At 74.9% G+C, this 24,069-nt stretch carries 24 protein-coding genes; 22 read left to right on the plus strand and 2 right to left on the minus strand.

Annotated elements, in window-relative coordinates; genetic code table 11:
* Nucleotides 1-1,302, minus strand: coding sequence for an MFS transporter (locus tag LEP48_RS15175; RefSeq protein ID WP_225566414.1), 1,302 nt, complete (start codon nucleotides 1,300-1,302; stop codon nucleotides 1-3).
* Entirely contained in the window at nucleotides 1,299-1,430 is a 132-nt protein-coding gene (locus tag LEP48_RS18555; RefSeq protein ID WP_255641528.1) for a hypothetical protein, read from the minus strand. Before LEP48_RS18555 ends, LEP48_RS15175 begins: the two co-directional genes overlap by 4 nt.
* Before the next feature lie 51 nt (nucleotides 1,431-1,481).
* Between LEP48_RS18555 and soxR the strand changes: the two genes are divergently transcribed.
* From soxR to LEP48_RS15285, 22 genes are all read left to right on the plus strand, one after another.
* Nucleotides 1,482-1,961: a redox-sensitive transcriptional activator SoxR gene (soxR, locus tag LEP48_RS15180; protein WP_225566415.1), complete on the plus strand. Its 480-nt coding sequence runs from the start codon at nucleotides 1,482-1,484 to the stop codon at nucleotides 1,959-1,961.
* A gap of 40 nt (nucleotides 1,962-2,001) precedes the next feature.
* Nucleotides 2,002-2,448 (plus strand): type II 3-dehydroquinate dehydratase, encoded by a 447-nt coding sequence (locus tag LEP48_RS15185; RefSeq protein WP_225566417.1) that lies wholly within the window; start codon nucleotides 2,002-2,004, stop codon nucleotides 2,446-2,448.
* Between the two features lie 60 nt (nucleotides 2,449-2,508).
* Complete coding sequence (locus tag LEP48_RS15190) at nucleotides 2,509-3,207, plus strand: SatD family protein (RefSeq protein ID WP_225566418.1); 699 nt, start codon at nucleotides 2,509-2,511, stop codon at nucleotides 3,205-3,207.
* Nucleotides 3,204-3,611: a hypothetical protein gene (locus tag LEP48_RS15195; RefSeq protein WP_225566419.1), complete on the plus strand. Its 408-nt coding sequence runs from the start codon at nucleotides 3,204-3,206 to the stop codon at nucleotides 3,609-3,611. The genes LEP48_RS15190 and LEP48_RS15195 overlap by 4 nt, the downstream gene beginning before the upstream one ends.
* Before the next feature lie 156 nt (nucleotides 3,612-3,767).
* Nucleotides 3,768-4,331, plus strand: coding sequence for an elongation factor P (gene efp / locus LEP48_RS15200; protein WP_225566420.1), 564 nt, complete (start codon nucleotides 3,768-3,770; stop codon nucleotides 4,329-4,331).
* A gap of 14 nt (nucleotides 4,332-4,345) precedes the next feature.
* A complete protein-coding gene (gene nusB / locus LEP48_RS15205; protein ID WP_225566421.1) occupies nucleotides 4,346-4,762 on the plus strand; it encodes a transcription antitermination factor NusB in 417 nt (138 codons plus the stop codon).
* 278 nt (nucleotides 4,763-5,040) lie between these two features.
* Nucleotides 5,041-5,655, plus strand: a complete 615-nt coding sequence (gene pyrR, locus LEP48_RS15210; protein WP_225566422.1) for a bifunctional pyr operon transcriptional regulator/uracil phosphoribosyltransferase PyrR — start codon at nucleotides 5,041-5,043, stop codon at nucleotides 5,653-5,655.
* The gene (locus LEP48_RS15215; protein WP_225566423.1) at nucleotides 5,652-6,647 is read left to right on the plus strand and encodes an aspartate carbamoyltransferase catalytic subunit; all 996 of its coding nucleotides are present in this window, start codon (nucleotides 5,652-5,654) and stop codon (nucleotides 6,645-6,647) included. Before pyrR ends, LEP48_RS15215 begins: the two co-directional genes overlap by 4 nt.
* Nucleotides 6,644-7,981, plus strand: coding sequence for a dihydroorotase (locus LEP48_RS15220; RefSeq protein ID WP_225566424.1), 1,338 nt, complete (start codon nucleotides 6,644-6,646; stop codon nucleotides 7,979-7,981). The genes LEP48_RS15215 and LEP48_RS15220 overlap by 4 nt, the downstream gene beginning before the upstream one ends.
* Nucleotides 7,978-8,514, plus strand: coding sequence for a PH-like domain-containing protein (locus LEP48_RS15225; RefSeq protein ID WP_225566425.1), 537 nt, complete (start codon nucleotides 7,978-7,980; stop codon nucleotides 8,512-8,514). The genes LEP48_RS15220 and LEP48_RS15225 overlap by 4 nt, the downstream gene beginning before the upstream one ends.
* Nucleotides 8,511-9,788, plus strand: a complete 1,278-nt coding sequence (gene carA, locus LEP48_RS15230; protein WP_225566426.1) for a glutamine-hydrolyzing carbamoyl-phosphate synthase small subunit — start codon at nucleotides 8,511-8,513, stop codon at nucleotides 9,786-9,788. Before LEP48_RS15225 ends, carA begins: the two co-directional genes overlap by 4 nt.
* Complete coding sequence (gene carB / locus LEP48_RS15235) at nucleotides 9,788-13,165, plus strand: carbamoyl-phosphate synthase large subunit (RefSeq protein ID WP_225566427.1); 3,378 nt, start codon at nucleotides 9,788-9,790, stop codon at nucleotides 13,163-13,165. The genes carA and carB overlap by 1 nt, the downstream gene beginning before the upstream one ends.
* Complete coding sequence (pyrF, locus tag LEP48_RS15240; protein WP_225566429.1) at nucleotides 13,162-14,028, plus strand: orotidine-5'-phosphate decarboxylase; 867 nt, start codon at nucleotides 13,162-13,164, stop codon at nucleotides 14,026-14,028. The genes carB and pyrF overlap by 4 nt, the downstream gene beginning before the upstream one ends.
* Nucleotides 14,029-14,188: 160 nt before the next feature.
* Nucleotides 14,189-14,500 carry an integration host factor, actinobacterial type gene (mihF, locus tag LEP48_RS15245; RefSeq protein ID WP_225566430.1) on the plus strand — a complete coding sequence of 104 codons (312 nt, stop codon included), beginning with the start codon at nucleotides 14,189-14,191 and terminating at the stop codon, nucleotides 14,498-14,500.
* Nucleotides 14,501-14,588: 88 nt separating this feature from the next.
* Nucleotides 14,589-15,194 carry a guanylate kinase gene (gene gmk / locus LEP48_RS15250; protein WP_225566506.1) on the plus strand — a complete coding sequence of 202 codons (606 nt, stop codon included), beginning with the start codon at nucleotides 14,589-14,591 and terminating at the stop codon, nucleotides 15,192-15,194.
* Between the two features lie 59 nt (nucleotides 15,195-15,253).
* Nucleotides 15,254-15,595 (plus strand): DNA-directed RNA polymerase subunit omega, encoded by a 342-nt coding sequence (gene rpoZ, locus LEP48_RS15255; protein ID WP_225566431.1) that lies wholly within the window; start codon nucleotides 15,254-15,256, stop codon nucleotides 15,593-15,595.
* A 16-nt stretch (nucleotides 15,596-15,611) separates the two neighbouring features.
* Nucleotides 15,612-16,889: a bifunctional phosphopantothenoylcysteine decarboxylase/phosphopantothenate synthase gene (locus LEP48_RS15260; protein ID WP_225566432.1), complete on the plus strand. Its 1,278-nt coding sequence runs from the start codon at nucleotides 15,612-15,614 to the stop codon at nucleotides 16,887-16,889.
* A gap of 120 nt (nucleotides 16,890-17,009) precedes the next feature.
* The gene (gene metK / locus LEP48_RS15265) at nucleotides 17,010-18,227 is read left to right on the plus strand and encodes a methionine adenosyltransferase (RefSeq protein ID WP_225566433.1); all 1,218 of its coding nucleotides are present in this window, start codon (nucleotides 17,010-17,012) and stop codon (nucleotides 18,225-18,227) included.
* An 86-nt stretch (nucleotides 18,228-18,313) separates the two neighbouring features.
* Nucleotides 18,314-20,635, plus strand: coding sequence for a primosomal protein N' (locus LEP48_RS15270; protein WP_225566434.1), 2,322 nt, complete (start codon nucleotides 18,314-18,316; stop codon nucleotides 20,633-20,635).
* Between the two features lie 71 nt (nucleotides 20,636-20,706).
* The gene (locus LEP48_RS15275; RefSeq protein ID WP_225566435.1) at nucleotides 20,707-21,309 is read left to right on the plus strand and encodes an HAD family hydrolase; all 603 of its coding nucleotides are present in this window, start codon (nucleotides 20,707-20,709) and stop codon (nucleotides 21,307-21,309) included.
* A 163-nt stretch (nucleotides 21,310-21,472) separates the two neighbouring features.
* Complete coding sequence (gene fmt / locus LEP48_RS15280) at nucleotides 21,473-22,420, plus strand: methionyl-tRNA formyltransferase (protein ID WP_225566436.1); 948 nt, start codon at nucleotides 21,473-21,475, stop codon at nucleotides 22,418-22,420.
* Between the two features lie 41 nt (nucleotides 22,421-22,461).
* Entirely contained in the window at nucleotides 22,462-24,045 is a 1,584-nt protein-coding gene (locus LEP48_RS15285) for an RsmB/NOP family class I SAM-dependent RNA methyltransferase (protein ID WP_225566437.1), read from the plus strand.
* Nucleotides 24,046-24,069: the final 24 nt, after the last annotated feature.

Consider the following 24,069-nt stretch of genomic DNA (forward strand, 5'->3'; position numbering starts at 1 on the left):
TCAGGTGGACGCCGGGAGGGGCGCGGACTCATCGTCAGCCTCCTGCGACGACGGTGGGTGCGCGAGACTTTTTGTGACCCGGGGCCGGGTGCGTCCGGCGAGCACGGCGGCCGACGCGGCGAGGAGCGCACCCAGCGCGAGGCACACGGCGTACGCGCCCAGCCCGAGGTGGTCCCGCAGGGGCCACAGCACGGCGCCGGTGACGGAGAGGGCCGCGGCGGCCGCGGCGGTGTCGGCCACCTGGAGGGCGGACATGGTCGTGCCCTGCCCGTTCGTGGGCGCGAGCTCGAGCGCCAGCAGGCTGAGGGTCGGGTAGGACAGCCCCATGCCGAGGCCGGCCAGGGCCCAGGGGGCAGCCCCGACCGCCAGCGGGACGCCAGGCACCGTCACGAGCGCGACCCCCGCGACCCCGGCCGCGAGGCTGGCCCCGCCGAGGCGCAGGAAGCCGGCGTGGGACAGCCCGCGAGCGCCCCGGCCACGGAGCCAGGACCCGGTGGACCAGCCGAGGACGTGCAGGGTCAGGACGGCACCCGCGACGGTGGGGGCCAGACCGCGCTCGTGCACGAGGGCCAGCGGCACCAGCACCTCGGCCCCGACGAACGCGGCCGAGAGGAGCACGCGGACCAGGACGACGGTGCCCAGCCCGCGGGCCCCGCGCAGGACCGGTCGCACGATGTCGCGCACGGGCACCGGAGCAGTGGGCTCTGCGGCGCCGGTGGGGTCGTCGGGACCCCGGGCGGCGTGGAGGCCGGGTCGCAGGGCGAGCAGCGCCGGGAGCGCCAGCACCGGCACCGCCAGGAACACCCACCGCCAGCCCAGGTGCTGCGTGACGAGGCCCGCGACCAGGGGGCCCACCACGCCGGGAACCACCCATGCGGCCGCGAACCAGGCGAAGACCTTCGGCCGGCGGGTCTCCGGGAAGACCTTGGCGACCAGGACGTACAGGGCGACGCCCTCCAGCCCGGAGCCGACCCCCTGCAGGACCCGGCCGGCCAGAAGCACCCCCATGTCGGGCGCGAGCCCGGCCATCAGCAGGCCGGTGAGGAACAGGGCGATCCCCGTCCAGAGCACCGGCGTGGGGCCGCGACGGTCGGTCCAGCGGCCCGCGACGACGATGCCGGCCACCGCGGCGGCCGAGGTGGCGGCGAAGGCGTAGGTGTACAGGCGCAGGCCGTCGAGCTCGGCGGCCACGGCGGGCATCGCGGTGGCCACGGCCAGGGCCTCGAACGCGCCCAGCGCGATGTACGCCACCATCCCGACCAGCACGGTCCGTTGTGCCCGGGGTCCCAGGACGGCGGTCACACGAGCACGACCTTGCCGGCGGTGCGATGCTCCTCGTCCTCGCGGTGCGCGCCCACGGCTCCGTCCGGGAGGCTCTCGACGAGGGAGCGCTGGAGCGGTCGGGCGGCAGGCCCGCAGACGGCGTTCATGGGCCTATCGTTGAACCTCGACTCCAGTTGAGGTCAAGGGGTGTGCGAAAGATGTCGCCGAAAGGGGCCAACCCGGTGCCGTGGGACCACACCGAGCTGAGCGTGGGCGAGGTGGCGGCTCGCAGCGGGGTGTCGGTGTCCGCCCTGCACTTCTACGAGCGGCAGGGGCTCATCACCAGCCGGCGGACCGCGGGCAACCAGCGGCGCTACCGGCGCGACGTGCTGCGCCGGGTCGCGTTCGTGCGGGTGTCCCAGCGGGTCGGCGTCCCGCTCGCCCGGATCGCCGAGGCACTGTCGACCCTGCCGGACGACCGTGCCCCCAGCGTGCGTGACTGGGAGCGCCTGTCGCGGACCTGGCGCACGGAGCTCGACGCGCGCATCGCCCAGCTCCAGCGCCTGCGGGACGACCTCACCGACTGCATCGGCTGCGGCTGCCTCTCCCTGAGCCGGTGCGTGCTCGCCAACCCGCGCGACGAGATGGGCGAGGAGGGCCCGGGGCCCCGTCGGCTCCTGGTCGACGAGCCGGGCTGAGCGCCGTCCGCGGCTCGCCGCGCTGCCCTACCCTCGGGGCATGACTCAGGTGCTGATCCTCAACGGACCCAACCTCGGCCGGCTCGGCGTGCGCGAGCCGGAGATCTACGGTCACCAGTCGATGGCGGAGCTCGAGCGCGCGGCGGCGCGGTGGGGTGCGGACCTGGGCCTCGAGATCGACGTGCGGCAGACCGACGACGAGGCGACGCTCGTGGGCTGGCTGCACGAGGCGGTCGACGCGCGCGCCCACGTGATCCTCAACCCTGCAGCCTTTACCCATTACAGCTACGCGCTGCGGGACTCCGCCGCGCAGGTGACGTCGGCCGGCCTGCTGCTCGTGGAGGTACACCTGTCGAACCCGGCTGCCCGCGAGTCCTTCCGCCACTACTCGGTGGTCGCAGGGATCGCCACGGGCACGATCGCGGGGTTCGGGTTCGGTTCCTACCGGCTGGCGGTCCAGGCGATCAGCGACAAGCTTGCAGACTAGATCTGGGAGATTCAAGGGAAGATGCTTGAGCATTCTTGATCAAGGATCTATGCTTGAGCGGTGATCGTCATTACCGCGGACCAGCGGGGGAGCACCGGGAACGCCGACCGTGTCCCCGAGGTGCTCGACGCGCTCGCCCGGCGCACGGCCGGCCACGCCGGAGTCGTGCTCGGCTTCGAGCGCACGGTCGGCGACGAGGTCCAGGGCGTGCTCGACGCCGACGAGGGCGCCGCGCTCGCCGTCGACCTCGTGCTCGACCTGGTCCGGGACGGCGGGTGGTCGGTCGGTGTCGGTCTCGGCGCCGTCGACGAGCCCCTGCCCGAGGTGTCGCGCGCAGCGTCCGGGGCGGCGTTCGTCCGGGCTCGTCGAGCCGTTGAGCGGGCCAAGGGGCGAGGCAGTGCGGTACCGGTCGCCGTCGCGGGCTCCCCGCGGGAGCCGTACGCGACCGTGGCGTCGGACGCCGAGGCGCTGCTCCGCCTGTTGGGGGCCGTGGTGGCGCGTCGCACCGAGCCCGGGTGGGAGGCGGTCGATACGCTCGCCGGGCACGCAGGGGAGCCGGGGCCGCAGCGCGCGACCGCGGCGTCGCTCGGCGTCAGCGAGCAGGCGGTGAGCCAGCGGCTGCGCGCGGCACTGTGGGCGGAGGACGCAGCGGTGCGGCCGCTGGCCGCCCGGCTCCTGCGGGCCGGCGCCGGCGAGCGGCCCGACGACAAGACCGACGACGAGACCGACGACGAGACCGACGAGGGAGTCCAGGGATGAGCGGAGCGACGATCGCGTGGGTCGCCGTCGTGTGGGTCGTCGTGCCGGCGCTGAGTGTCGGCCTCGGGGCGTGGGTGGTGCCGTGGGTGCTGCGGCACGCCGAGAGCGAGCCCCGCGTGGAGGCCGAGGCGATGACGGTCCTGCAGGGCGGCACGTGGATCGGCCTGCTCGAACGGCTCTCGGTCACCGGGACGCTGCTCGCCGGCTACCCGGAGGGCGTCGCGATCGTCGTCGCCGTCAAGGGGCTGGGCCGGTTCCCGGAGCTGCGGGAGCACCCGGTCGCGAGCGAGCGGTTCGTGGTCGGCACGCTGGCGTCGCTCGTGTGGGCCGTCGGGCTGGGGCTCGCGGGTCGCCTGCTGATCGGCATCCTGGTCACCGGTGAGGTCCCGACCCCGCCGGGCTGAGCGTCCCGCCCGCGGGGTGGGAGCCGGGGGCCGGCCGGACGAGTAGACTAGTCCGGGCCCTCTGCGGGCCCCCGCCTGTGACTATTCGATTGTGACGACGCGTCCGGACGCCGGTCCGACGCGAGACCCCGCCCCCGATCCTGAGGACTTCAGAACGTGGCTACCACCAACGACATCAAGAACGGCACCGTGCTCCGCATCGACGGTCAGCTCTGGTCGATCATCGAGTTCCAGCACGTCAAGCCGGGCAAGGGTGGGGCGTTCGTCCGCACGAAGATGAAGAACGTGGTGTCGGGCAAGACCGTCGACAAGACGTTCAACGCAGGGCTCAAGATCGAGACCGCGAACGTGGACCGCCGCGACTTCCAGTACCTGTACATGGACGGCGACGACTACGTGTTCATGGACACCGCCACGTACGACCAGATCACGGTCCCGGCCGCCACCGTCGGCGACGCCAAGGACTACATGCTCGAGGGCATGAACATCATGGTCGCGTCGAACGAGGGCACCCCGCTCTACGTCGAGCTGCCGTCGTCGGTCGTCCTCGAGATCACCTACACCGAGCCCGGCCTGCAGGGCGACCGCTCCACCGGCGGCACCAAGCCCGCCACCGTGGAGACGGGCGCCGAGATCCAGGTCCCGCTGTTCCTCGAGCAGGGCACCAAGGTCAAGGTCGACACGCGTGACGGGTCGTACCTCGGCCGTGTGAACGACTGAGGCCACGCAGCGACATGGGAGCACGGACCAAGGCGCGCAAGCGCGCCGTCGACATCCTCTTCGAGGCCGAGCAGCGCGGCGTCGACCCGCAGGTGCTGCTGGCCGACCGCGTGATCGAGCCGCACACGGAGGCCGCGGTGCCGCAGTACTCGGTCGAGCTCGTGGAGGGCGTCCTCGCGCACGCGGAGCGGATCGACGAGCTGCTCGCGACGTACTCCCACGGGTGGACGGTCGAGCGCATGCCCGCCGTGGACCGCGCCCTGCTGCGGGTCGGGACGTGGGAGCTGCTCTACAACGACGACGTCCCGGACGCCGTCGCGGTGGACGAGGCCGTGGACCTGGCCCGCCAGCTCTCGACGGACGAGTCGCCCAGCTTCGTCAACGGGCTGCTCGGCCGGCTGGTCGACATCAAGCCGACGCTTCTCGCCTGACGACACCGCACGCCGCACAGGCGGCTGCTCGCGCACCCACGGCCCCCGGCCGGGTCGCCCGAGCGGCCGCCTGTCGTGCGTCCGGGGCCGTCCGGGACGGGGCTCCCCGTGCAGCATCGGGGGCAGAGGCGGGTGTGACGCACGCCGCGCCCGGATGGTGGGCACCTCGGGGCCGCGCCCCGGTCGCGGGGCTAGGCTGGGGCCCGTCCACGACAGACACCCTTTAAGCCCGTCCCGTGAGGCGGGGAAGGAGGTCGCCAGTGCACGCTGGCACCGGTATGCCCGGAACCCCTGAAGACCCGACGACCTCGGCGCCCGACGCCGACGGCACCGTCGTCCTCGGCGCGAGCGACGTCGCCCGCGCCCTGACCAGGATCGCCCACGAGATCGTGGAGCGCGCCAAGGGAGCCCAGGACGTCGTCCTGCTCGGCATCCCCACCCGCGGGGTGACGCTCGCCGCCCGGCTCGCGGAGCGGCTCGCCGCGATCGACCCGGACTTCGACCCGACCAGGGACGTCGGCGAGCTCGACGTCACCATGTACCGCGACGACCTGCGTCGCCAGCCCACCCGTGCGGTCGGCGTGACGCGCCTGCCCGCGGCCGGCATCGAGGGCAAGACGGTCGTGCTCGTCGACGACGTCCTGTACTCCGGGCGCACGATCCGTGCGGCGCTCGACGCGATCGGCGACCTGGGCCGCCCGCGGGCCGTGCGGCTCGCCGCCCTGGTGGACCGCGGGCACCGCGAGCTGCCCATCCGCCCCGACTTCGTGGGCAAGAACCTCCCGACCGCCACGTCGGAACGCGTGCGGGTGCGCCTGGCCGAGGTCGACGGCGAGGACGCGGTGCTGATCAGCGGGCGCTCGTCCGGCGACGCGGGGGAGGGCCGGCGATGAAGCACCTGCTGTCCACCGCGGACCTGAGCCGCGACGAGGCGATCGGCGTGCTCGACACGGCGGCCCAGATGGCCGCCACCCAGTCGCGCGAGATCAAGAAGCTGCCCACCCTGCGGGGGCGCACCGTGGTGAACCTGTTCTTCGAGGACTCCACGCGCACCCGCATCTCGTTCGAGACGGCGGCCAAGCGGCTGTCCGCGGACGTCATCAACTTCTCGGCCAAGGGCTCAAGCGTGTCCAAGGGCGAGTCGCTCAAGGACACGGCGCTGACCCTGCACGCCATGGGCGCGGACGCGGTCGTGGTGCGGCACTGGGCGTCGGGGGCACCGGCACAGCTCGCGCACGCGGGCTGGCTGGACGCCGCGATCCTCAACGCCGGCGACGGCACCCACATGCACCCCACCCAGGCGCTGCTCGACGCCTACACGATCCGCCGCCACCTGGCCGGCCCGGGCGCGCCCCGCGGCGGGGCCGGGGACGAGGGCGTCGGCGCGGACCTCGCCGGCATCCGGGTCGCGATCGTCGGTGACGTGCTCCACTCGCGGGTGGCCCGCGCGAACGTGCGCCTGCTGCACACGCTCGGCGCCGAGGTCACGCTGGTGTCCCCGCCGACGCTGCTGCCGGTCGGCGTCCACACGTGGCCGTGCCGCACGTCCTACGACCTGGACGCCACCCTCGCCGGCTGGCAGCCCGACGCCGTGATGATGCTGCGCGTGCAGCGCGAGCGGATGTCGGGCGGGTCCGGCGCGTTCTTCCCGAGCCCGCTGGAGTACACCCGGTACTTCGGTCTCGACGCGCGGCGCCTGGCCCTCCTGGGCGACCACGCCATCGTCATGCACCCCGGCCCGATGAACCGCGGGCTGGAGATCTCGGCCGAGGCCGCGGACTCCGACCGCGCGGTCATCGTCGAGCAGGTCGCCAACGGGGTGGCCGTGCGCATGGCTGCCCTGTACCTGCTGCTGTCCGGCACCACCGAAGGGATCAGCCTGTGACCACCACCTACGTGCTGCGCGGAGCGCGGCCGCTCGGGGGCGAGGCCGCCGACGTCGTGCTCGCCGACGGGATCGTGCACGAGATCACCGCGCCCGGCGCGGCGGGGGTGCCCGACGGCGCCGTCGTCGTCGACGCGATCGACCACGTTCTCCTGCCCGGCCTGGTGGACCTGCACACGCACCTGCGCGAGCCGGGCCGCGAGGACGCCGAGACCGTCGCGTCAGGCACCCGGGCCGCGGCCGCGGGCGGCTTCACCGCCGTGCACGCCATGGCGAACACCTCACCGGTCGCGGACACCGCGGGTGTCGTGGAGCAGGTGTGGCGCCTGGGCCGCCAGGCCGGCTGGGTGGACGTCCACCCCGTCGGTGCCGTCACCGTCGGCCTCGGCGGCGACCGGCTCGCCGAGCTCGGCGCGATGGCGGACTCGCCCGCCCGCGTGCGGGTGTTCTCCGACGACGGCAGGTGCGTGCACGACCCGATCCTGATGCGCCGTGCCCTGGAGTACGTCAAGGCGTTCGACGGGGTCGTGGCCCAGCACGCCCAGGAGCCGCGCCTCACCGAGGGCGCGCAGATGAACGAGGGCGTCGTCTCCGCCGAGATCGGCCTCGCGGGCTGGCCCGCCGTCGCCGAGGAGGCGATCATCGCCCGTGACGTGCTGCTCGCCGAGCACGTCGGGTCCCGCCTGCACGTGTGCCACCTCTCGACCGCCGGGTCCGTGGAGATCGTGCGCTGGGCCAAGGGCCGGGGCATCGACGTGACCGCCGAGGTGACGCCGCACCACCTGGTCCTCACCGACGAGCTCGCGCGCAGCTACGACCCGGCGTTCAAGGTCAACCCGCCGCTGCGCACCGCGGCCGACGTCGAGGCGGTCCGTGCCGGCCTGGCCGACGGCACCATCGACATCGTCGCCACCGACCACGCCCCCCACACCCGCGAGGACAAGGACTGCGAGTGGGGCGCGGCCGCGTTCGGCATGACCGGGCTGGAGACGGCGCTGAGCGTCGTCCAGCAGACCATGGTCGATTCCGGCCGCCTCACGTGGGCCGACGTCGCGCGCGTGCTGTCCACCACCCCGGCCCGGATCGGCCGCGTCGACGCCGAGCACGGCCGCCCGATCGCCGTCGGCGAGCCCGCGAACCTCACCCTGGTCGACCCGGCGGCGCGCCGCACCGTCGACGGCGCGGCCCAGGCGACCGCGAGCGCCAACACGCCCTTCGCGGGGTACGAGCTGCCCGGGCGCGTCGTCGCGACGTTCCTGCGCGGCCGCGCCACCGTGCTCGACGGTGCCCCCGTCGAGCGCACCGACCTTGCCATCGAGGGAGCTGCACGATGACCATGCCCGTCGCCGTCGGGATCTGGGTCGCGCTCGGCGTGGTCCTGCTGCTCCTGGTGCTCACCGGACGCCGCCGCCTCGCCGCCCGCACGCGGCAGACGGTCCCGCCGCCGCCCGCGGTGCCCGCCGGCCTCGGCGCGCTGCGCCTCGGTCCGGTGGCGGCCACCTACGTCTCCAGCACCCTGTCGGGCGACTGGCTCGCCCGTGTCGGGGCGCACTCGCTCGGCGACCGTGCCGCCGGCCAGGTGTCCGTGCACGACGCCGGCGTGCTCGTCGAGCGCGACGGCGCCCCCGACGTCTTCGTGCCGACCGCCGCGCTGCGCGACGTCGGGCTCGCACCCGGCATGGCGGGCAAGTTCGTGGGCACCGACGGGCTCGTCGTCGTGACGTGGGAGGACCCCGCCGCCGACGACGTGCCCGCCGTGGTCCTCGACACCGGGCTGCGCACCCGGCTGGCCACGGACCGGGCCCGCCTGGTCGACGCCGTGCGCCACCTCATGACCTCCGCCCCCGCACCGAAGGACCCCCAGTGACCTCCACCACCGCCCCCACCGCCGGCCCGGCCGTCCTGGTCCTCGAGGACGGCACGGTCGTGCGCGGCCGCGCCTACGGCGCGCGCGGCGTCACCTTCGGCGAGATCGTGTTCTCCACCGGCATGACCGGGTACCAGGAGACCCTCACCGACCCCTCCTACCACCGCCAGATCGTGGTGATGACGGCCCCGCACGTGGGCAACACCGGCATCAACGACGAGGACCCGGAGTCGGGCAAGATCTGGGTGGCCGGCTACGTGCTGCGCGACCCCGCGCGGCGGGTGTCCTCCTGGCGCGCCGACCGCTCCCTCGAGGACGAGCTCGTCGCCCAGGGCGTCGTGGGCATCAGCGAGGTCGACACCCGCTTCCTCACCCGCCACCTGCGCGAGCTCGGCGTGATGCGCGCCGGCGTCTTCTCCGGCGACGCGCTGCTCGGCGCCACCGGGCTCGAGCGCCCCGTCGCGGAGCTCGTCGCGCAGGTGCAGGGCTCGCCGCAGATGGCGGGCGCCAACCTCGCGCCCGAGGTGACGACCGCCGAGGCGTACGTCGTCGAGCCCGCCGGGCGGTTCGCCGGGGCCGAGCCGCTCGCGACCGTCGTCGCCCTGGACCTGGGCATCAAGGCCATGACGCCGCAGCGGCTGTCCGAGCGCGGCGTGCGGGTGCACGTCCTGCCGCAGTCCGCGTCCATCGAGGACGTCACCTCGCGGCTGCCCGGCGACGGCTCGCCGGTCGGCGTGTTCTTCTCCAACGGCCCCGGCGACCCGTCGTCGGCCGAGCACGAGATCGACCTGCTGCGCGGCGTGCTGGACCGCGGCATCCCGTTCTTCGGGATCTGCTTCGGCAACCAGCTCCTGGGCCGTGCCCTGGGGTACGGCACCTACAAGCTCGGCTACGGGCACCGCGGCATCAACCAGCCGGTGATGGACCGCACCACGGGCAAGGTCGAGGTCACCGCGCACAACCACGGCTTCGCCGTCGACGCCCCGCTCGACGCCGTGAGCACCGCGCCGTACGACGCCGAGCGGGCCGACGAGGGGCGCTACGGGCGCGTCATCGTCTCGCACGTGGGCCTCAACGACCAGGTGGTCGAGGGCCTCACCGCGCTCGACGTGCCGGCGTTCTCCGTGCAGTACCACCCCGAGGCCGCCGCCGGCCCGCACGACAGCGCGTACCTCTTCGACCGCTTCGTCACCCTCATGACCACCCGCCAGCCCGTGACCGTGCCCGACAGCGCCCTCGCCGCGCTGGCCGCCACCGGCGAGAAGGAGAACTGATGCCCCGCCGTTCCGACCTCTCCTCCGTCCTGGTCATCGGGTCGGGCCCGATCGTCATCGGCCAGGCCTGCGAGTTCGACTACTCGGGCACCCAGGCGTGCCGCGTGCTCAAGGAGGAGGGCCTGCGCGTCATCCTCGTGAACTCCAACCCGGCCACGATCATGACCGACCCGGAGTTCGCCGACGCCACCTACGTCGAGCCGATCACCACCGAGGTCCTCACCACGATCATCGCCAAGGAGCGCCCCGACGCGCTGCTGCCCACCCTGGGCGGGCAGACGGCGCTCAACGCGGCCATCGCCCTGGACGAGGCGGGCGTGCTCGCGCAGTACGACGTCGAGCTCATCGGCGCGAACATCGCCGCCATCCAGAAGGGTGAGGACCGCCAGCAGTTCAAGGACGTGGTGGCCACGTGCGGCGGCGAGTCGGCCCGCTCCGTCATCGTGCACACCGTCGACGAGGCCCTCGCCGCGGCCACCGACCTGGGCTACCCGATGGTGGTGCGCCCCTCGTTCACGATGGGCGGCCTGGGCTCGGGCTTCGCCTACGACGAGACCGAGCTGCGCCGCATCGTCGGCCAGGGCCTGCACTACTCGCCGACCACCGAGGTGCTCCTGGAGGAGTCCATCCTCGGCTGGAAGGAGTACGAGCTCGAGCTCATGCGCGACAAGGACGACAACGTCGTGGTCGTCTGCTCCATCGAGAACGTGGACCCGGTGGGCGTGCACACCGGCGACTCGGTCACCGTCGCCCCCGCGATGACGCTCACCGACCGCGAGTACCAGAAGCTGCGCGACATCGGCATCGCCGTCATCCGCGAGGTGGGCGTCGACACCGGCGGGTGCAACATCCAGTTCGCCGTCGACCCGGACACGGGCCGCATCATCGTCATCGAGATGAACCCGCGCGTGTCGCGCTCCTCCGCGCTGGCGTCGAAGGCCACGGGCTTCCCGATCGCCAAGATCGCCGCCAAGCTCGCCATCGGCTACACGCTCGACGAGATCCCGAACGACATCACCCGCGTCACGCCCGCCAGCTTCGAGCCCACGCTCGACTACGTGGTCGTCAAGGTGCCGCGGTTCGCGTTCGAGAAGTTCCCGGCCGCCGACGCCACCCTGACCACCACCATGAAGTCCGTCGGCGAGGCCATGGCGCTCGGGCGCAACTTCACCGAGGCGCTCGGCAAGGCGCTGCGGTCCATCGACAAGGGCGGCGTCGCGTTCCACTGGGACGGCGAGGCGCCGTCAGGCGCCGGCCTGGACGCGCTCCTGGCCGAGATCCCGCGGCCCACCGAGCAGCGCATGGTGGGCGTGCAGCAGGCCCTGCGCGCCGTGCTGGCGGGGCACACGACCCTGGAGGCGGTGTTCGAGGCCACCAAGATCGATCCCTGGTTCCTCGACCAGATCCTGCTCATGAACGAGGTGGCCGCCGAGGTCGCCGCGAGCGCCACCCTCACCGAGGACGTCCTGCGGCGCGCCAAGCGGCACGGCCTGTCCGACGCCCAGGTCGCCCGCCTGCGGGGCATGGGCCCGGCGGGGGAGTCCACCGTGCGCGAGGTGCGCCACGCCCTCGGGGTGCGCCCCGTGTACAAGACGGTGGACACCTGCGCCGCCGAGTTCGCCGCCACCACGCCGTACCACTACTCGTCCTACGACACCGAGACCGAGGTCGCCCCCCGCGAGCGCGAGGCCGTCATCATCCTCGGCTCCGGCCCGAACCGCATCGGCCAGGGCATCGAGTTCGACTACTCGTGCGTGCACGCTGCCCTCACGCTCTCGCAGCAGTACGAGACGATCATGGTCAACTGCAACCCCGAGACGGTCTCGACCGACTACGACACCTCCGACCGGCTGTACTTCGAGCCCCTCACCTTCGAGGACGTCCTCGAGGTGTACGCCGCGGAGGTCGCCGCCGGCCCGGTCAAGGGCGTCATCGTCCAGCTCGGCGGGCAGACGCCGCTGGCGCTCGCGCAGCGGCTCGCCGACGCCGGTGTCCCCATCCTCGGCACGTCCCCGGAGGCCATCGACGCCGCCGAGGACCGCGGCATCTTCGGCCAGGTGCTGATGGACGCCGGGCTGCCCGCCCCCGCGTTCGGCACCGCCCGCTCGCTCGGTCAGGCGCGGGAGGTCGCCGCGCGCATCGGCTACCCGGTGCTCGTGCGCCCGTCCTACGTGCTCGGCGGCCGCGGCATGGAGATCGTCTACTCCGTCGACCAGCTCACCGAGTACGTCGAGCGGGCGCTCGCGGCCGCCGCGGCCGACGAGCGCACCGCGGGCGGCCTGCTGCCCGCCCCGCTGCTCATCGACCGTTTCCTCGACGACGCGATGGAGATCGACGTCGACGCGCTCTTCGACGGCACCGAGCTGTTCCTCGGCGGCGTCATGGAGCACATCGAGGAGGCCGGCATCCACTCCGGCGACTCGGCGTGCGTGCTGCCGCCGGTGTCGCTGTCGACCGCCGAGATCGAGCGGATCCGCCGCTCGACCGAGGCGATCGCGCGGGGCGTCGGCGTGCGGGGCCTGCTCAACGTGCAGTACGCGCTCGTGTCCGACGTGCTGTACGTGCTCGAGGCCAACCCGCGCGCGTCCCGGACCGTGCCGTTCGTGTCCAAGGCGACGGGCACGTCGCTGGCGAAGGCGGCCGCCCGCGTCATGGTCGGGGAGTCGATCGCCGAGCTGCGCGCCGCGGGCGTCCTGCCGGCCACCGGCGACGGCGGCACCCTCGACCTGGACGCGCCGCTCGCCGTGAAGGAGGCGGTGCTGCCGTTCAAGCGGTTCCGCACCGCCGAGGGCCAGGTCGTCGACACCGTGCTCGGCCCGGAGATGCGCTCGACGGGCGAGGTCATGGGCTTCGACAAGGACTTCCCGCACGCGTTCGCCAAGTCGCAGGCGGCCGCCTTCGGGGGCCTGCCGACGTCGGGCCGGGTGTTCGTCTCGGTCGCGGACCGCGACAAGCGCTCCATCGTGTTCCCGGTCAAGCGGCTCGCGGAGCTCGGCTTCGAGGTGCTGGCCACGGCGGGCACCGCGCAGGTGCTGCGCCGCAACGGGATCGGGTGCACCGTCGTGCGCAAGTTCTCCGCCGGCCGCGGGCCCGACGGCGAGCCGACGATCGTGGACCTCATCACCGACGGCCAGGTCGACCTCGTGGTCAACTCGCCGTCGGGCCAGGGAGCCCGCGCCGACGGCTACGAGATCCGGGCCGCGACGACGGCGGCCGACAAGCCGATGATCACCACGGTCGACCAGCTCGCCGCGGCGGTGCAGGGCATCGAGGTGGTCCGCCACGGCCCGTTCGACGTCGCCAGCCTGCAGGAGCACACGGCGGCCACCCGCGACCGGCTCGCGGGCGAGCCGGCGCCGGCCGTGGTGGGGGCGTGAGCGCCGTGGCGCCCTTCGGGGCGCGCCTGGCCGCGGCCATGGACGCGCACGGTCCGCTGTGCGTGGGCATCGACCCGCACGTGCCGCTCCTGCACGACTGGGGCCTGTCCGACGACGCGGCGGGGGTGCGGGAGTTCGGCCTGCGCGTGGTGGAGGCCCTGGGCGGCCGCGTGGCGGCCCTCAAGCCGCAGGCGGCGTTCTTCGAGCGGCACGGGTCCGCCGGCGTCGCGGCCCTGGAGGACGTGCTCGCGGCCGCCCGCGCGGCGGGCACGCTGACGATCGTCGACGCCAAGCGCGGCGACATCGGCTCGACCATGGGCGCGTACGCCGACGCCTTCCTCGCGGACGGATCTCCGCTGGCGGGCGACGCGGTGACCCTGTCCCCGTACCTCGGTTTCGGCTCCCTCGCACCGGCCGCGGACCTGGCCGCCCGCACCGGGCGGGGCATCTTCGTGCTGTGCCTCACGTCGAACTCCGAGGGCCACGAGGTGCAGCATGCCGTCGGGCCCGACGGCGTGAGCGTCGCCGCCTCGATCGCCGCCCAGGCGGCGGTCCTCAACTCGGGCGCCGCGTCGCACGGGCTGGCGATGGGATCGGTGGGTCTGGTCGTGGGCGCGACGGTCGGCGACGCCGCCCGCGCCACGGGCACGGACCTGCAGGCCGTGCACGGCCCGCTGCTCGCCCCGGGCGTCGGGGCGCAGGGAGCGGGGGAGCGCGAGCTCGCCGCCGTCTTCGGCCCGGCGCGGCGCCAGGTCCTGGCGTCGTCGTCGCGCGGCGTGCTCTCGGCCGGGCCGGCGGCGGCGGGCCTGCGGGACGCCGCCGCGCGGGCCGCTGAGCAGGCCACGAGCGCGCTGCGCGGCTGACGGGGCGGCCGGCCGCGTCCGTCTTGGCCCGGATTGGCCGGATCTTGCCGCCGGGACGGGCGCGCCGGGCACCTCCCCCGATTGCCGACGGTGCAGGTCGTGGCTACTTTCGAGAATGAAGTTCACACGTCCAGCGGCTCGACAAGAGTAGGTGACTTGCGTGGCTCTCCCCCCACTCACCCCGGAACAGCGTGCAGCGGCCCTCGAGAAGGCGGCCGAGGCGCGGCGCGTCCGCGCGGAGATCAAGAACCGGTTGAAGTACTCGCAGGGCTCGCTCGAGGAGGTGATCACCCAGGGGCAGACCGACGACGTCGTGGGCAAGCTCAAGGTCGTCTCGCTGCTGGAGTCGCTCCCGGGTGTCGGTAAGGTGAAGGCTCGGGCGATCATGGAAGAGATCGGGATCGCCGAGACCCGTCGCGTGCGTGGCCTGGGGCCGCACCAGAGGCACGCGCTCATCGAGAGGTTTGGCTGACATCTCCGCACCACCGGCCGGTCGCCCGGCATCGCAGGACTCGTACGACGGCACCGTCGCGGCGGCGCCGGACACCGCCCCCGACGGCGTGGAGCGGACGCCGGCGCGCACCCGCCTGACGGTGCTGGCCGGGCCGACGGCGGTGGGCAAGGGCACGGTGTCCGCCGACATCCGCGCCCGCTACCCGCAGGTGTGGCTGTCGGTGTCGGCGACGACCCGGCCGCCGCGCCCCGGCGAGGTGCACGGTGTGCACTACCTGTTCGTCGAGCCCGAGGAGTTCGACCAGATGGTCGCCGCGGGCGACATGCTCGAGTGGGCGGTCGTGCACGGACGCCACCGCTACGGCACGCCGCGGGGGCCGGTCGAGGCGCACCTGGCGCGGGGCATCCCGACGCTGCTCGAGATCGACCTGCAGGGCGCCCGCCAGGTGCGGGAGGCCGCGAGCGTGCGCGGGCTGGACGCGCAGTTCGTCTTCCTGTCCCCGCCGAGCTTCGACGAGCTCGTGCGACGGCTGGTGGGGCGCGGCACGGAGAGCGCCGAGGAGCGTGAGCGGCGGCTGCGCACGGCGCGCACCGAGCTGGCCGCCGAGTCCGAGTTCGACGTGACGATCGTCAACGACGACGTCACGCACGCCACGGACGAGCTCGCCCGCGTGATGGGTGTGACGACCGTGACACCGCAGGTCGCCCGCTGACAACGGGTGGACAACGGGTAGAGTGGTGCGTTGACCCCCGACTTTTTGGAGAGTGACCCATGGCCGGAACCGTGGCCCAGCCGATCGGCATCACCGACCCGCCCATCGACGAGCTGCTGCAGCGCACCGACTCCAAGTACGGGCTGGTGCTCTACGCCGCGCAGCGTGCGCGCCAGATCAACGCCTACTACTCGCAGCTCAACGAGGGCCTGCTGGAGAACGTCGGCCCCCTCGTGGAGACGCGCAACCAGGAGAAGCCGCTGTCGATCGCGATGCGCGAGATCAACGACGGCCTGCTGACCTCCACCCCGGTGGAGGAGAAGCCCGAGGACGCCACCGTCGCCGAGCCGGTCATCGACTTCGGCGACCCGGACGTCCTCGGCGACACGTCGTCCCTCTGAGCACCCCGCCGCGCCGATGAGGATCCTGCTCGGGGTCAGCGGGGGCATCGCCGCGTACAAGTCCGTGCTCCTGCTCCGCCTCCTGCGTGAGCAGGGGCACGCGGTGCGCGTGCTGCCCACCGCCTCGGCGCTGCAGTTCGTCGGCGCCCCCACGTTCGAGGCGCTGTCGGGCGAGCCGGTGACCCCGGAGGTCTTCGAGGACGTCGCCCACGTGCCCCACGTGGCGCTCGGTCAGGGCGCCGACCTCGTCGTCGTGGCCCCGGCCACCGCGGACCTCATGGCACGCGCCGCCACCGGCCGCGCGGACGACCTGCTCACCTCGACGCTGCTGACGGCGCGCTGCCCCGTGGTCATGGCCCCGGCCATGCACACCGAGATGTGGGAGCACCCCGCCACCCGCGCCAACGTCGCCACGCTGCGCGCCCGCGGCGTGGTCGTCGTCGAGCCGGCCAGCGGGCGGCTCACCGGCGCCGACACGGGTCCCGGGCGCCTGCCCGAGCCCGAGGAGATCGCGCGGGTGGCCCTGGCACTGGTCGGCGCCGCCCCTGGTGGGCCCGGAGCGCCCGCGGCCACGGATGACGGCGCGGCCACGGACGACGGAGCCGGTGACCTCGCCGCACGGCGCGTCGTGGTGTCGGCCGGCGGCACCCGCGAGCCGATCGACCCGGTCCGGTTCATCGGGAACCGGTCCAGCGGCCGCCAGGGCGTCGCCCTCGCCCTTGCCGCGCGGGCACGCGGCGCGCAGGTGACCCTCGTCGCCGCGAACCTGGACGTGGCCCTCACGGCTCAGGCGCGGGCCGTCGGCATCGACGTGGCCGACGTCGAGACCGCCGCGCAGCTGCGCTCCGCGGTCCGCGAGGCCGCGGGCGCCGCGGACGTCGTCGTCATGGCCGCCGCCGTCGCGGACTTCCGCCCGGCCGCCGTGCCCGACGCGAAGATCAAGAAGGTGCCGGGCGAGGGCCCCGCGCCCATCGAGCTGGTCCAGAACCCCGACGTCCTCGCCGAGCTCGCGCACCAGCGGCTGCGCGCCGGGCAGGTGGTGGTGGGCTTCGCCGCCGAGACCGGGGACGCCGAGGGCACCGTGCTGGAGCACGGGCGCGCCAAGGCCCGGCGCAAGGGGGCCGACCTGCTGGCCGTCAACGCCGTCGGGGGCGGTCGCGGTTTCGCGGTGGACACCAACGAGGTGACGATCCTGGACGGCTCCGGCGAGGAGGTCGCGCGGGCGTCCGGGACAAAGCGCGCGGTCGCCGACGGCATCTGGGACGCCGTGGCCGACATCCTCCCGGCGACCTGACGTCCCCGACATCCCGAACATCCACGGAGACGCCCGCATCCTGAGACAGATCCCAGGATGCGGGCGTTTCGCCCGTTGTCGACGCAGAGATTCCGGCCCTGCGCCCGTAGGCTGTCCGCCATGACCGATGCGCTGCGTCTCTTCACGTCCGAGTCCGTGACCGAGGGACACCCGGACAAGGTGTGCGACCAGATCTCCGACGCCATCCTCGACGCCCTGCTCACCCAGGACCCGCGGTCGCGCGTCGCGGTGGAGACCATGGTCACCACGGGCCTCGTGCACGTCGCCGGAGAGGTGACGACGGACGCCTACGTCGAGATCCCGCAGATCGTGCGCGAGGTCGTGCGCAGCATCGGCTACACGTCGTCGGCCATCGGCTTTGACGGCGACTCCTGCGGGGTGTCGGTCTCGATCGGCCAGCAGTCGCCGGACATCGCGCAGGGCGTCGACAAGAGCATCGAGGAGCGTGACGACTCCGCCGGGCCGAGCAGCACGCGCGACCCGCTCGACGCGCAGGGGGCGGGCGACCAGGGCCTGATGTTCGGCTACGCCAGCGACGAGACGCCGTCCCTGATGCCGGTACCGATCTGGACGGCGCACCGCCTCGCCGAGCGCCTCGCCTCCGTGCGGCGCACGGGGGAGCTGCCCGGCCTGCGGCCCGACGGCAAGACCCAGGTGACGGTCGGCTACGACGGCGACCGTCCGGTGCGCATCGACACGGTCGTGCTCTCGACGCAGCACGACGCGGACGTCGTGCAGGACAAGCTCGAGCGCGAGGTCGCCGAGCACGTCATCGCCCCCGTGCTGGCCGACGTCGCGGAGCTGGTCGGGCTCGACACCGGCGGCGCCCGCCTCATCGTGAACCCGACCGGCAAGTTCGTCGTCGGAGGCCCGCAGGGAGACGCCGGCCTCACCGGACGCAAGATCATCGTCGACACCTACGGCGGCATGGCCCGGCACGGCGGCGGGGCGTTCTCCGGCAAGGACCCGTCGAAGGTGGACCGGTCGGCCGCGTACGCGATGCGGTGGGTGGCCAAGAACGTGGTCGCGGCGGGCCTGGCGCGCCGGTGCGAGGTGCAGGTGGCCTACGCCATCGGCAAGGCCCACCCCGTAGGCCTGTACGTGGAGACGTTCGGCACCGAGACCGTGCCCGTCGAGCGTATCGGCGCGGCGATCGACACGGTGTTCGACCTGCGCCCGGCCGCCATCGTGCGTGACCTGGACCTGCTGCGGCCCGTGTACGCCAAGACCGCCACGTACGGTCACTTCGGCCGCGAGCTGCCCGGCTTCACCTGGGAGCGCACCGACCGGACCGACGCCCTGCGTGCGGCGGTCTGAGCACCTGACCCGCTCCCGCCCGCCGCTCGCAGGAGCGGGCCGCGCATGTCGGTCGCGTGGCTCCGGTGTCCCCGGGGCGTGATGGGATGGTGCCCGTGACCGACGTCGACGAGCCCGAGCAGCCCGCGCTGCTCGGGCTCGACGACGTCCAGGGGCCGGCCCGCGGGCGCAAGGACAAGGGCAAGGCCCGCAGGACGCCCCTCGGGGCGCAGGAGATGGCCACGGAGCTGCCGGTGGCCCGGGTCGTGCTCGACCTGCAGCCCGCGCACCTGGACCGCGAGTACGACTACCTCGTGCCCGCCGTGATGTCCGACGCGGCGCGCCCGGGCGTGCGCGTCCGCGCCCGGTTCGGCCCCCAGGAGGTGTCCGGGTACGTCGTCGGGCGCGCTGAGACGTCCGAGCACACGGGGCGCCTGGTGCCTCTCAAGCGGCTCGTCTCGCCCGACCCCGTCCTCAGCGCACCGGTGCTGCGGCTCGCACGCGCCGTCGCCGAGCGGTACGCCGGCACCCTCGCGGACGTGCTGCGGCTCGCCGTCCCCCCGCGGCACGCGCGGGTGGAGAAGGAGATCCTCGCGGTGCTCGCCGAGCAGCACGAAGATCCCGTCGACGGTGCCGAGGCACACGACGGGGCGAGGACCGGCCGCGCCGGTGATGGCGGCGACGACCCGGCGCGGCCGGGGCCGCCGCCCGGCGACGGCCCTCAGGAGGACCCCTGGGCGGCGTACCGGGGCGGTGCGGCGTTCTGCCGGCACCTGCTGGCCGGCGGTGCCCCCAGGGCCGTCTGGACGCCCCTGCCGGGCCTCGCGCCCCCCGGGGGCCCCGCCGGTCGCCGTGACGGCTCTGACGGACCGGGCGCACCGACCGCCGCGGGCGGCGCCACCTCCGCGGGGGTGCCCGTGCCGCAGCCGGTGCCGCAGACCGTGCCGCACTGGGCGGCGGGGATCGCGCAGGCCGTGCGCGCCACCCTCGCCGGCGGGCGCCGCACGCTGGTGGTGGCGCCCGACGCCCGGGACGTGGACCGGGTCTGCGCGGCCCTGGACGCCGCCGGGGTGAGCGACCACGTGCGCCTGCTCGCCGACGACGGCCCGGCGCCCCGCTACCGCGCGTTCCTGCGTGCCCGGCACGGCCTGGCGTCCGTCGTCGTGGGGACCCGCGCGGCGATGTTCGCCCCCGTGCCGCACCTGGGGCTCGTGGTGCTGTGGGGGGACGGGGAGGACACCCTCGCCGAGCCGCACGCCCCGTACCCCCACGTGCGCGAGGTGCTGGCACTGCGCAGCGAGCTCGAGAGCGCGGCCTACCTGCTCGCGTCGCCCGGCCGCACCGTCCAGGCGCAGGCGCTGCTCGCGGCCGGGTGGGCGCACGAGATCGCGGCCACCCGCGACGTGCTGCGGGCGCGCGCCCCCCGCGTGCGGGCGCTGACCTCCACCGAGCTGGCGTCGGAGGGCCCGGGCGCCGCCGCCCGCCTGCCCACGGCCGCCTGGCGGGTGGCGCGCGCCGCCCTGGAGCACGGGCCCGTGCTCGTCCAGGTGCCGCGCACCGGCTACCTGCCCGTGGTGGCGTGCGGGCGCTGCCGCACGGCCGCACGCTGCGGCGCCTGCCACGGCCCCCTCGGGCTGCCCGGCACGGCCGCCGCCCCCCAGTGCGCCTGGTGCGGGCGCCTCGCCGGGGGCTGGCGCTGCGACGAGTGCGGCGACACCCGGCTCCGGGCCGTGCGGGTCGGCTCCGACCGCACCGCCGAGGAGCTCGGCCGCGCGTTCCCCGGCACCACGGTGCGCCTGTCCGCGTCGACGGCGCCCGGAGGAGTCCTCGACCACGTGCCCGCCGCGCCCGCGCTCGTCGTCAGCACGCCCGGTGCCGAGCCCGTGGCCGCCGGCGGGTACGCGGCAGCGCTGCTGCTCGACGCCGCCGTCGCGACGTCGGGCACCGGCCTGGCCACCGCCACCGACGCCCTGCACCGATGGCTCGCGGCCGCCTCCCTGGTGCGCGCCGCCTCCGACGGCGGGCAGGTGCTGCTCGTCGGGGACGCCGCACCCGCGCCCACGGGCGCGCTCGTGCGGTTCGACCCCGGTGGCCTCGCCGACCGTGAGCTCGCCGAGCGTCACGAGCTCGGGCTCCCGCCAGCGGTGCGGGTCGCGGCCGTGACGGGGGAGCGCCAGGCCGTCGCGGCGGTCGTCGGGCGGGTGCCGCTCGCGGCCGGCGACGCCCTGCTGGGCCCCGTCGAGCAGCCGGCGCCCGGCGGTGCCGCCCGCGACGTCACGCTCGACCCGGGGGTGCGGGTGGTCCTGCGCGTCCCGCTGGCCCGCGGCGCCGAGCTCGCGGCACAGCTGCGCGCGTCCCTCGCGGTGCGGTCCGCCCGGCGCGAGGGCGGTACCGTCCGCGTCCAGCTCGACCCCAAGGAGATGCTCTGAGGATGCAGCCCGACCCTCCGCCCGGTCCCGACCCCCGGAACGATCCTGAGGACGGCCCGACGAGCGGAACCGTGATCGACACCGTCGTCTACGACTTCGGCAACGTCCTGGTCGGATGGGACCCCTACGGCGCGTTCCGCGGCCGTCCCCGCGCCGAGGTGGACGCCTGGATGGCCGAGATCGACTTCCCGGCCTTCAACCTCGCCCAGGACGCCGGCCGCTCCTGGGCGCGGGCGCGCGCGGCGCTCGCGGACCGCCCGCACCTGCTGCCGCTGCTCGACGAGTACGTGGCGCAGTTCGCCGCGACCCTCACCGGCCCCGTCCCCGGCTCGGCGGAGCTCGTGGAGGAGCTCCGCGGGTCCGGTTTGCGCCTGCTCGGCCTGACGAACTGGTCCGCCGAGCTCTTCGTGCACGCCGCGCGGTCCGCACCCGCGACGACGCTCATGGACGACGTCGTGGTCTCCGGGCGGGTGGGGCTCGCCAAGCCCGACCCGGCGATCTTCGCCCACCTCGTCGCCGTGCACGCCGTCGAGCCCGCCCGCGCGGTGTTCGTGGACGACAGCCCGGTCAACGTCGCCGCGGCCCGCGACGCGGGACTGCACGCCCTGCACTTCACCGGCACGCCCGGGCTGCGGCGCGACCTGCGGGCCCTCGGCGTGCCGGTGAGCGCCTAGGGCAGCTCTGCGGGCCGGGGCGCGGACTCCGACGCCGTCGGGCCCCAGCCACCGAGGGCACCTGACGCAAGGACCCGGTCGTGCCGGGACCGCAGGTCCGGGGCACGTCGAGGTGCGGTCATCGTCACAGCCCCGGCCCCGGCGCCGCCACTAGGATCGGGTGGTGCGCCTGCTCTTCGCCGGTACCCCCGAGCCCGCCGTCCCGTCCCTTCGCGCCCTGCTCGCCTCGCGCCACGAGGTCGTCGCCGTCCTGACCCGTGCGGACGCCCGTGCCGGCCGCGGGCGCCACCTCGTGCCGAGCCCGGTGCGCGTCGCCGCCGAGGAAGCGGGCATCCCGGTGCTCACCGACGTGCCCCGGGGGGAGGAGTTCGTCGCCACCCTGCACGACCTCGACGTCGACGCCGCCCCCGTGGTCGCGTACGGGCACCTGCTGCGCCCCGAGGTGCTCGCCGTCCCCCGCCTCGGGTGGATCAACCTGCACTTCTCCGTGCTGCCCGCCTGGCGGGGCGCGGCGCCCGTGCAGCACGCCGTCCTCGCCGGCGACGAGGTCACCGGCGCCACCACGTTCCTCCTCGACGAGGGGATGGACACCGGGCCGGTCCTCGGCACCGCCACCGAGACCGTCCGCCCCCGGGACACCTCCGGCGACCTGCTGGGCAGGCTCGCCGACAGCGGCTCCGGCCTGCTCGTCGCCACCCTCGACGCGCTCGAGGACGGCGAGCTGCGACCGCAGCCGCAGCCGACCGACGGCGTGAGCCTCGCCCCGAAGATCAGCACCGACGACGCCCGCGTGCGCTGGGAGGACCCGGCCCTCGCCGTCGACCGGCGGGTGCGGGCGGTCACTCCCGCCCCCGGGGCATGGACAGCCCTGCCCGACGGCGCCCGCCTCGGCCTGGGCCCCGTGACGCCGCGCCCCGACGTCACCGACCTGGGCCCCGGCCAGGTGCGTGCCGGCAAGCGGGAGGTGCTCGTCGGTACAGCCACCCACGCCGTGCAGCTCGGCGAGGTCAAGCCCGTCGGCAAGACGTTCATGGCCGCCCCCGACTGGGCCCGCGGGGCAGGCCGCGCCGTCCTGGAGGCACACCCGGTCCTCGGCGCCCCCTCGTCGTAGGGGTCAGGCACCCCCGGGGCAGGGCACCGTAGGATCTCGGGGTGAACGAACGCTCCGGACCGTCCGACCGCCGCGACTCCAGCGGCCGCCAGCGCGGGGCCGCGCGCCACCGCGGGGATCGGCACCGCACCGCGCAGGCCCCCGCCGAGCGCCGTCGCCGTACCGACCCCGCGCGGACCGCGGCCTTCGACGTCCTGCGACAGGTGGACGGGTCCGACGCGTACGCCAACCTCGTGCTGCCGCCGCTGCTGCGCGAACGCCACCTCACCGGCCGGGACGCCGCCTTCGCCACCGAGCTCGCCTACGGCACGCTGCGCCTGCGCGGGCGCTACGACGCCATCCTCTCCCGGTGCGTCAGCCGCCCCCTGGACCGACTCGACCCCGAGGTGCTCGACGTGCTGCGCCTCGGCGCCCACCAGGTCCTCGGCATGCGGGTGCCCCCGCACGCCGCGGTGTCCGAGACCGTCGCCCTCGCGCGCGACCGCGTCGGCGCCGGACCCGCTCAGATGGTCAACGCCGTCCTGCGGGCCGTCGGGCGCACCTCGCTCGACGACTGGCTCGAGCGGCTGCGCACCGAGGCGCCTGACGCCGTCAGCGGGCTCGCCGACACCGGCTCCCACCCCGCGTGGGTCGTGCGCGCCCTGCGGGAGGCCCTCGTCGGGCACGGCCGCACCCCCGACGAGATCACCGACCTGCTCGAGGCGGACAACGCTGCCCCCCGCGTCACGCTCGTCGCCCGGCCGGGCCTCGTCAGCCCCGAGCAGCTCGACGACGACGCCCGCGACGCCGGGGTGCGCCTCGAGCCCGGGCGCTGGGCGCCCACCGCCGGCATCCTCGCCGGCGGCTCGGACCCCGCGGGCCTGCCAGCCGTCGCGGACGGCCTCGCCGGGGTGCAGGACGAGGGCTCCCAGCTCGTCACGCTGGCGCTCGCGGCCGTGGGCCTGTCGGGTGCCAACGGTGCCGACGGTGCCGACGGTGCCGACGGTGCCGACGGGGGTGCTCCCGAGCGCTGGCTCGACCTGTGCGCCGGCCCCGGGGGCAAGGCGGCGCTGCTCGCGGCGCTCGCGGACTCCCACGGCGCGACCCTCGTGGCCAACGAGGTCGCGCCGCACCGGTCACGGCTCGTGGAGCGGGCCCTGCGCGCCGTCCCGGCGGACCTCGTCGAGCGCGTGCGCACCGGTGACGGCCGGGAGATCGGCGCCGACGAGCCGGGCGCCTACGACCGGGTCCTCGTCGACGCGCCCTGCACGGGCCTCGGGGCGCTGCGCCGTCGGCCCGAGTCGCGCTGGCGCCGCACGCCCGCCGACCTGGCCGGGCTCACGACGCTCCAGCGCGAGCTGCTCGGGTCGGCGCTCGACGCCGTGCGTCCCGGGGGAGTGGTCGCCTACGTGACGTGCTCCCCGCACCTGGCCGAGACGCGGCTCGCCGTGGACGACGTGCTGCGCCACCGTGACGACGTCGAGCGCATCGACGCGCGCGCCGCCGTGCGTGCGGTGCTGGTGCCCGGTGCGCAGATCGACCTCGGGGCGGACGACGGCGGAGCCGACGGTCTCGACGTGCAGCTGTGGCCGCACGTGCACGGCACTGACGCGATGCACCTGACGCTGCTGCGCCGCACGGCATAGCCCGCCTCCACGAGGTGTCAGGGC

The sequence above is a fragment of the Isoptericola luteus genome, assembly GCF_020297055.1.
Taxonomy (GTDB): Bacteria; Actinomycetota; Actinomycetes; order Actinomycetales; family Cellulomonadaceae; genus Isoptericola; species Isoptericola luteus.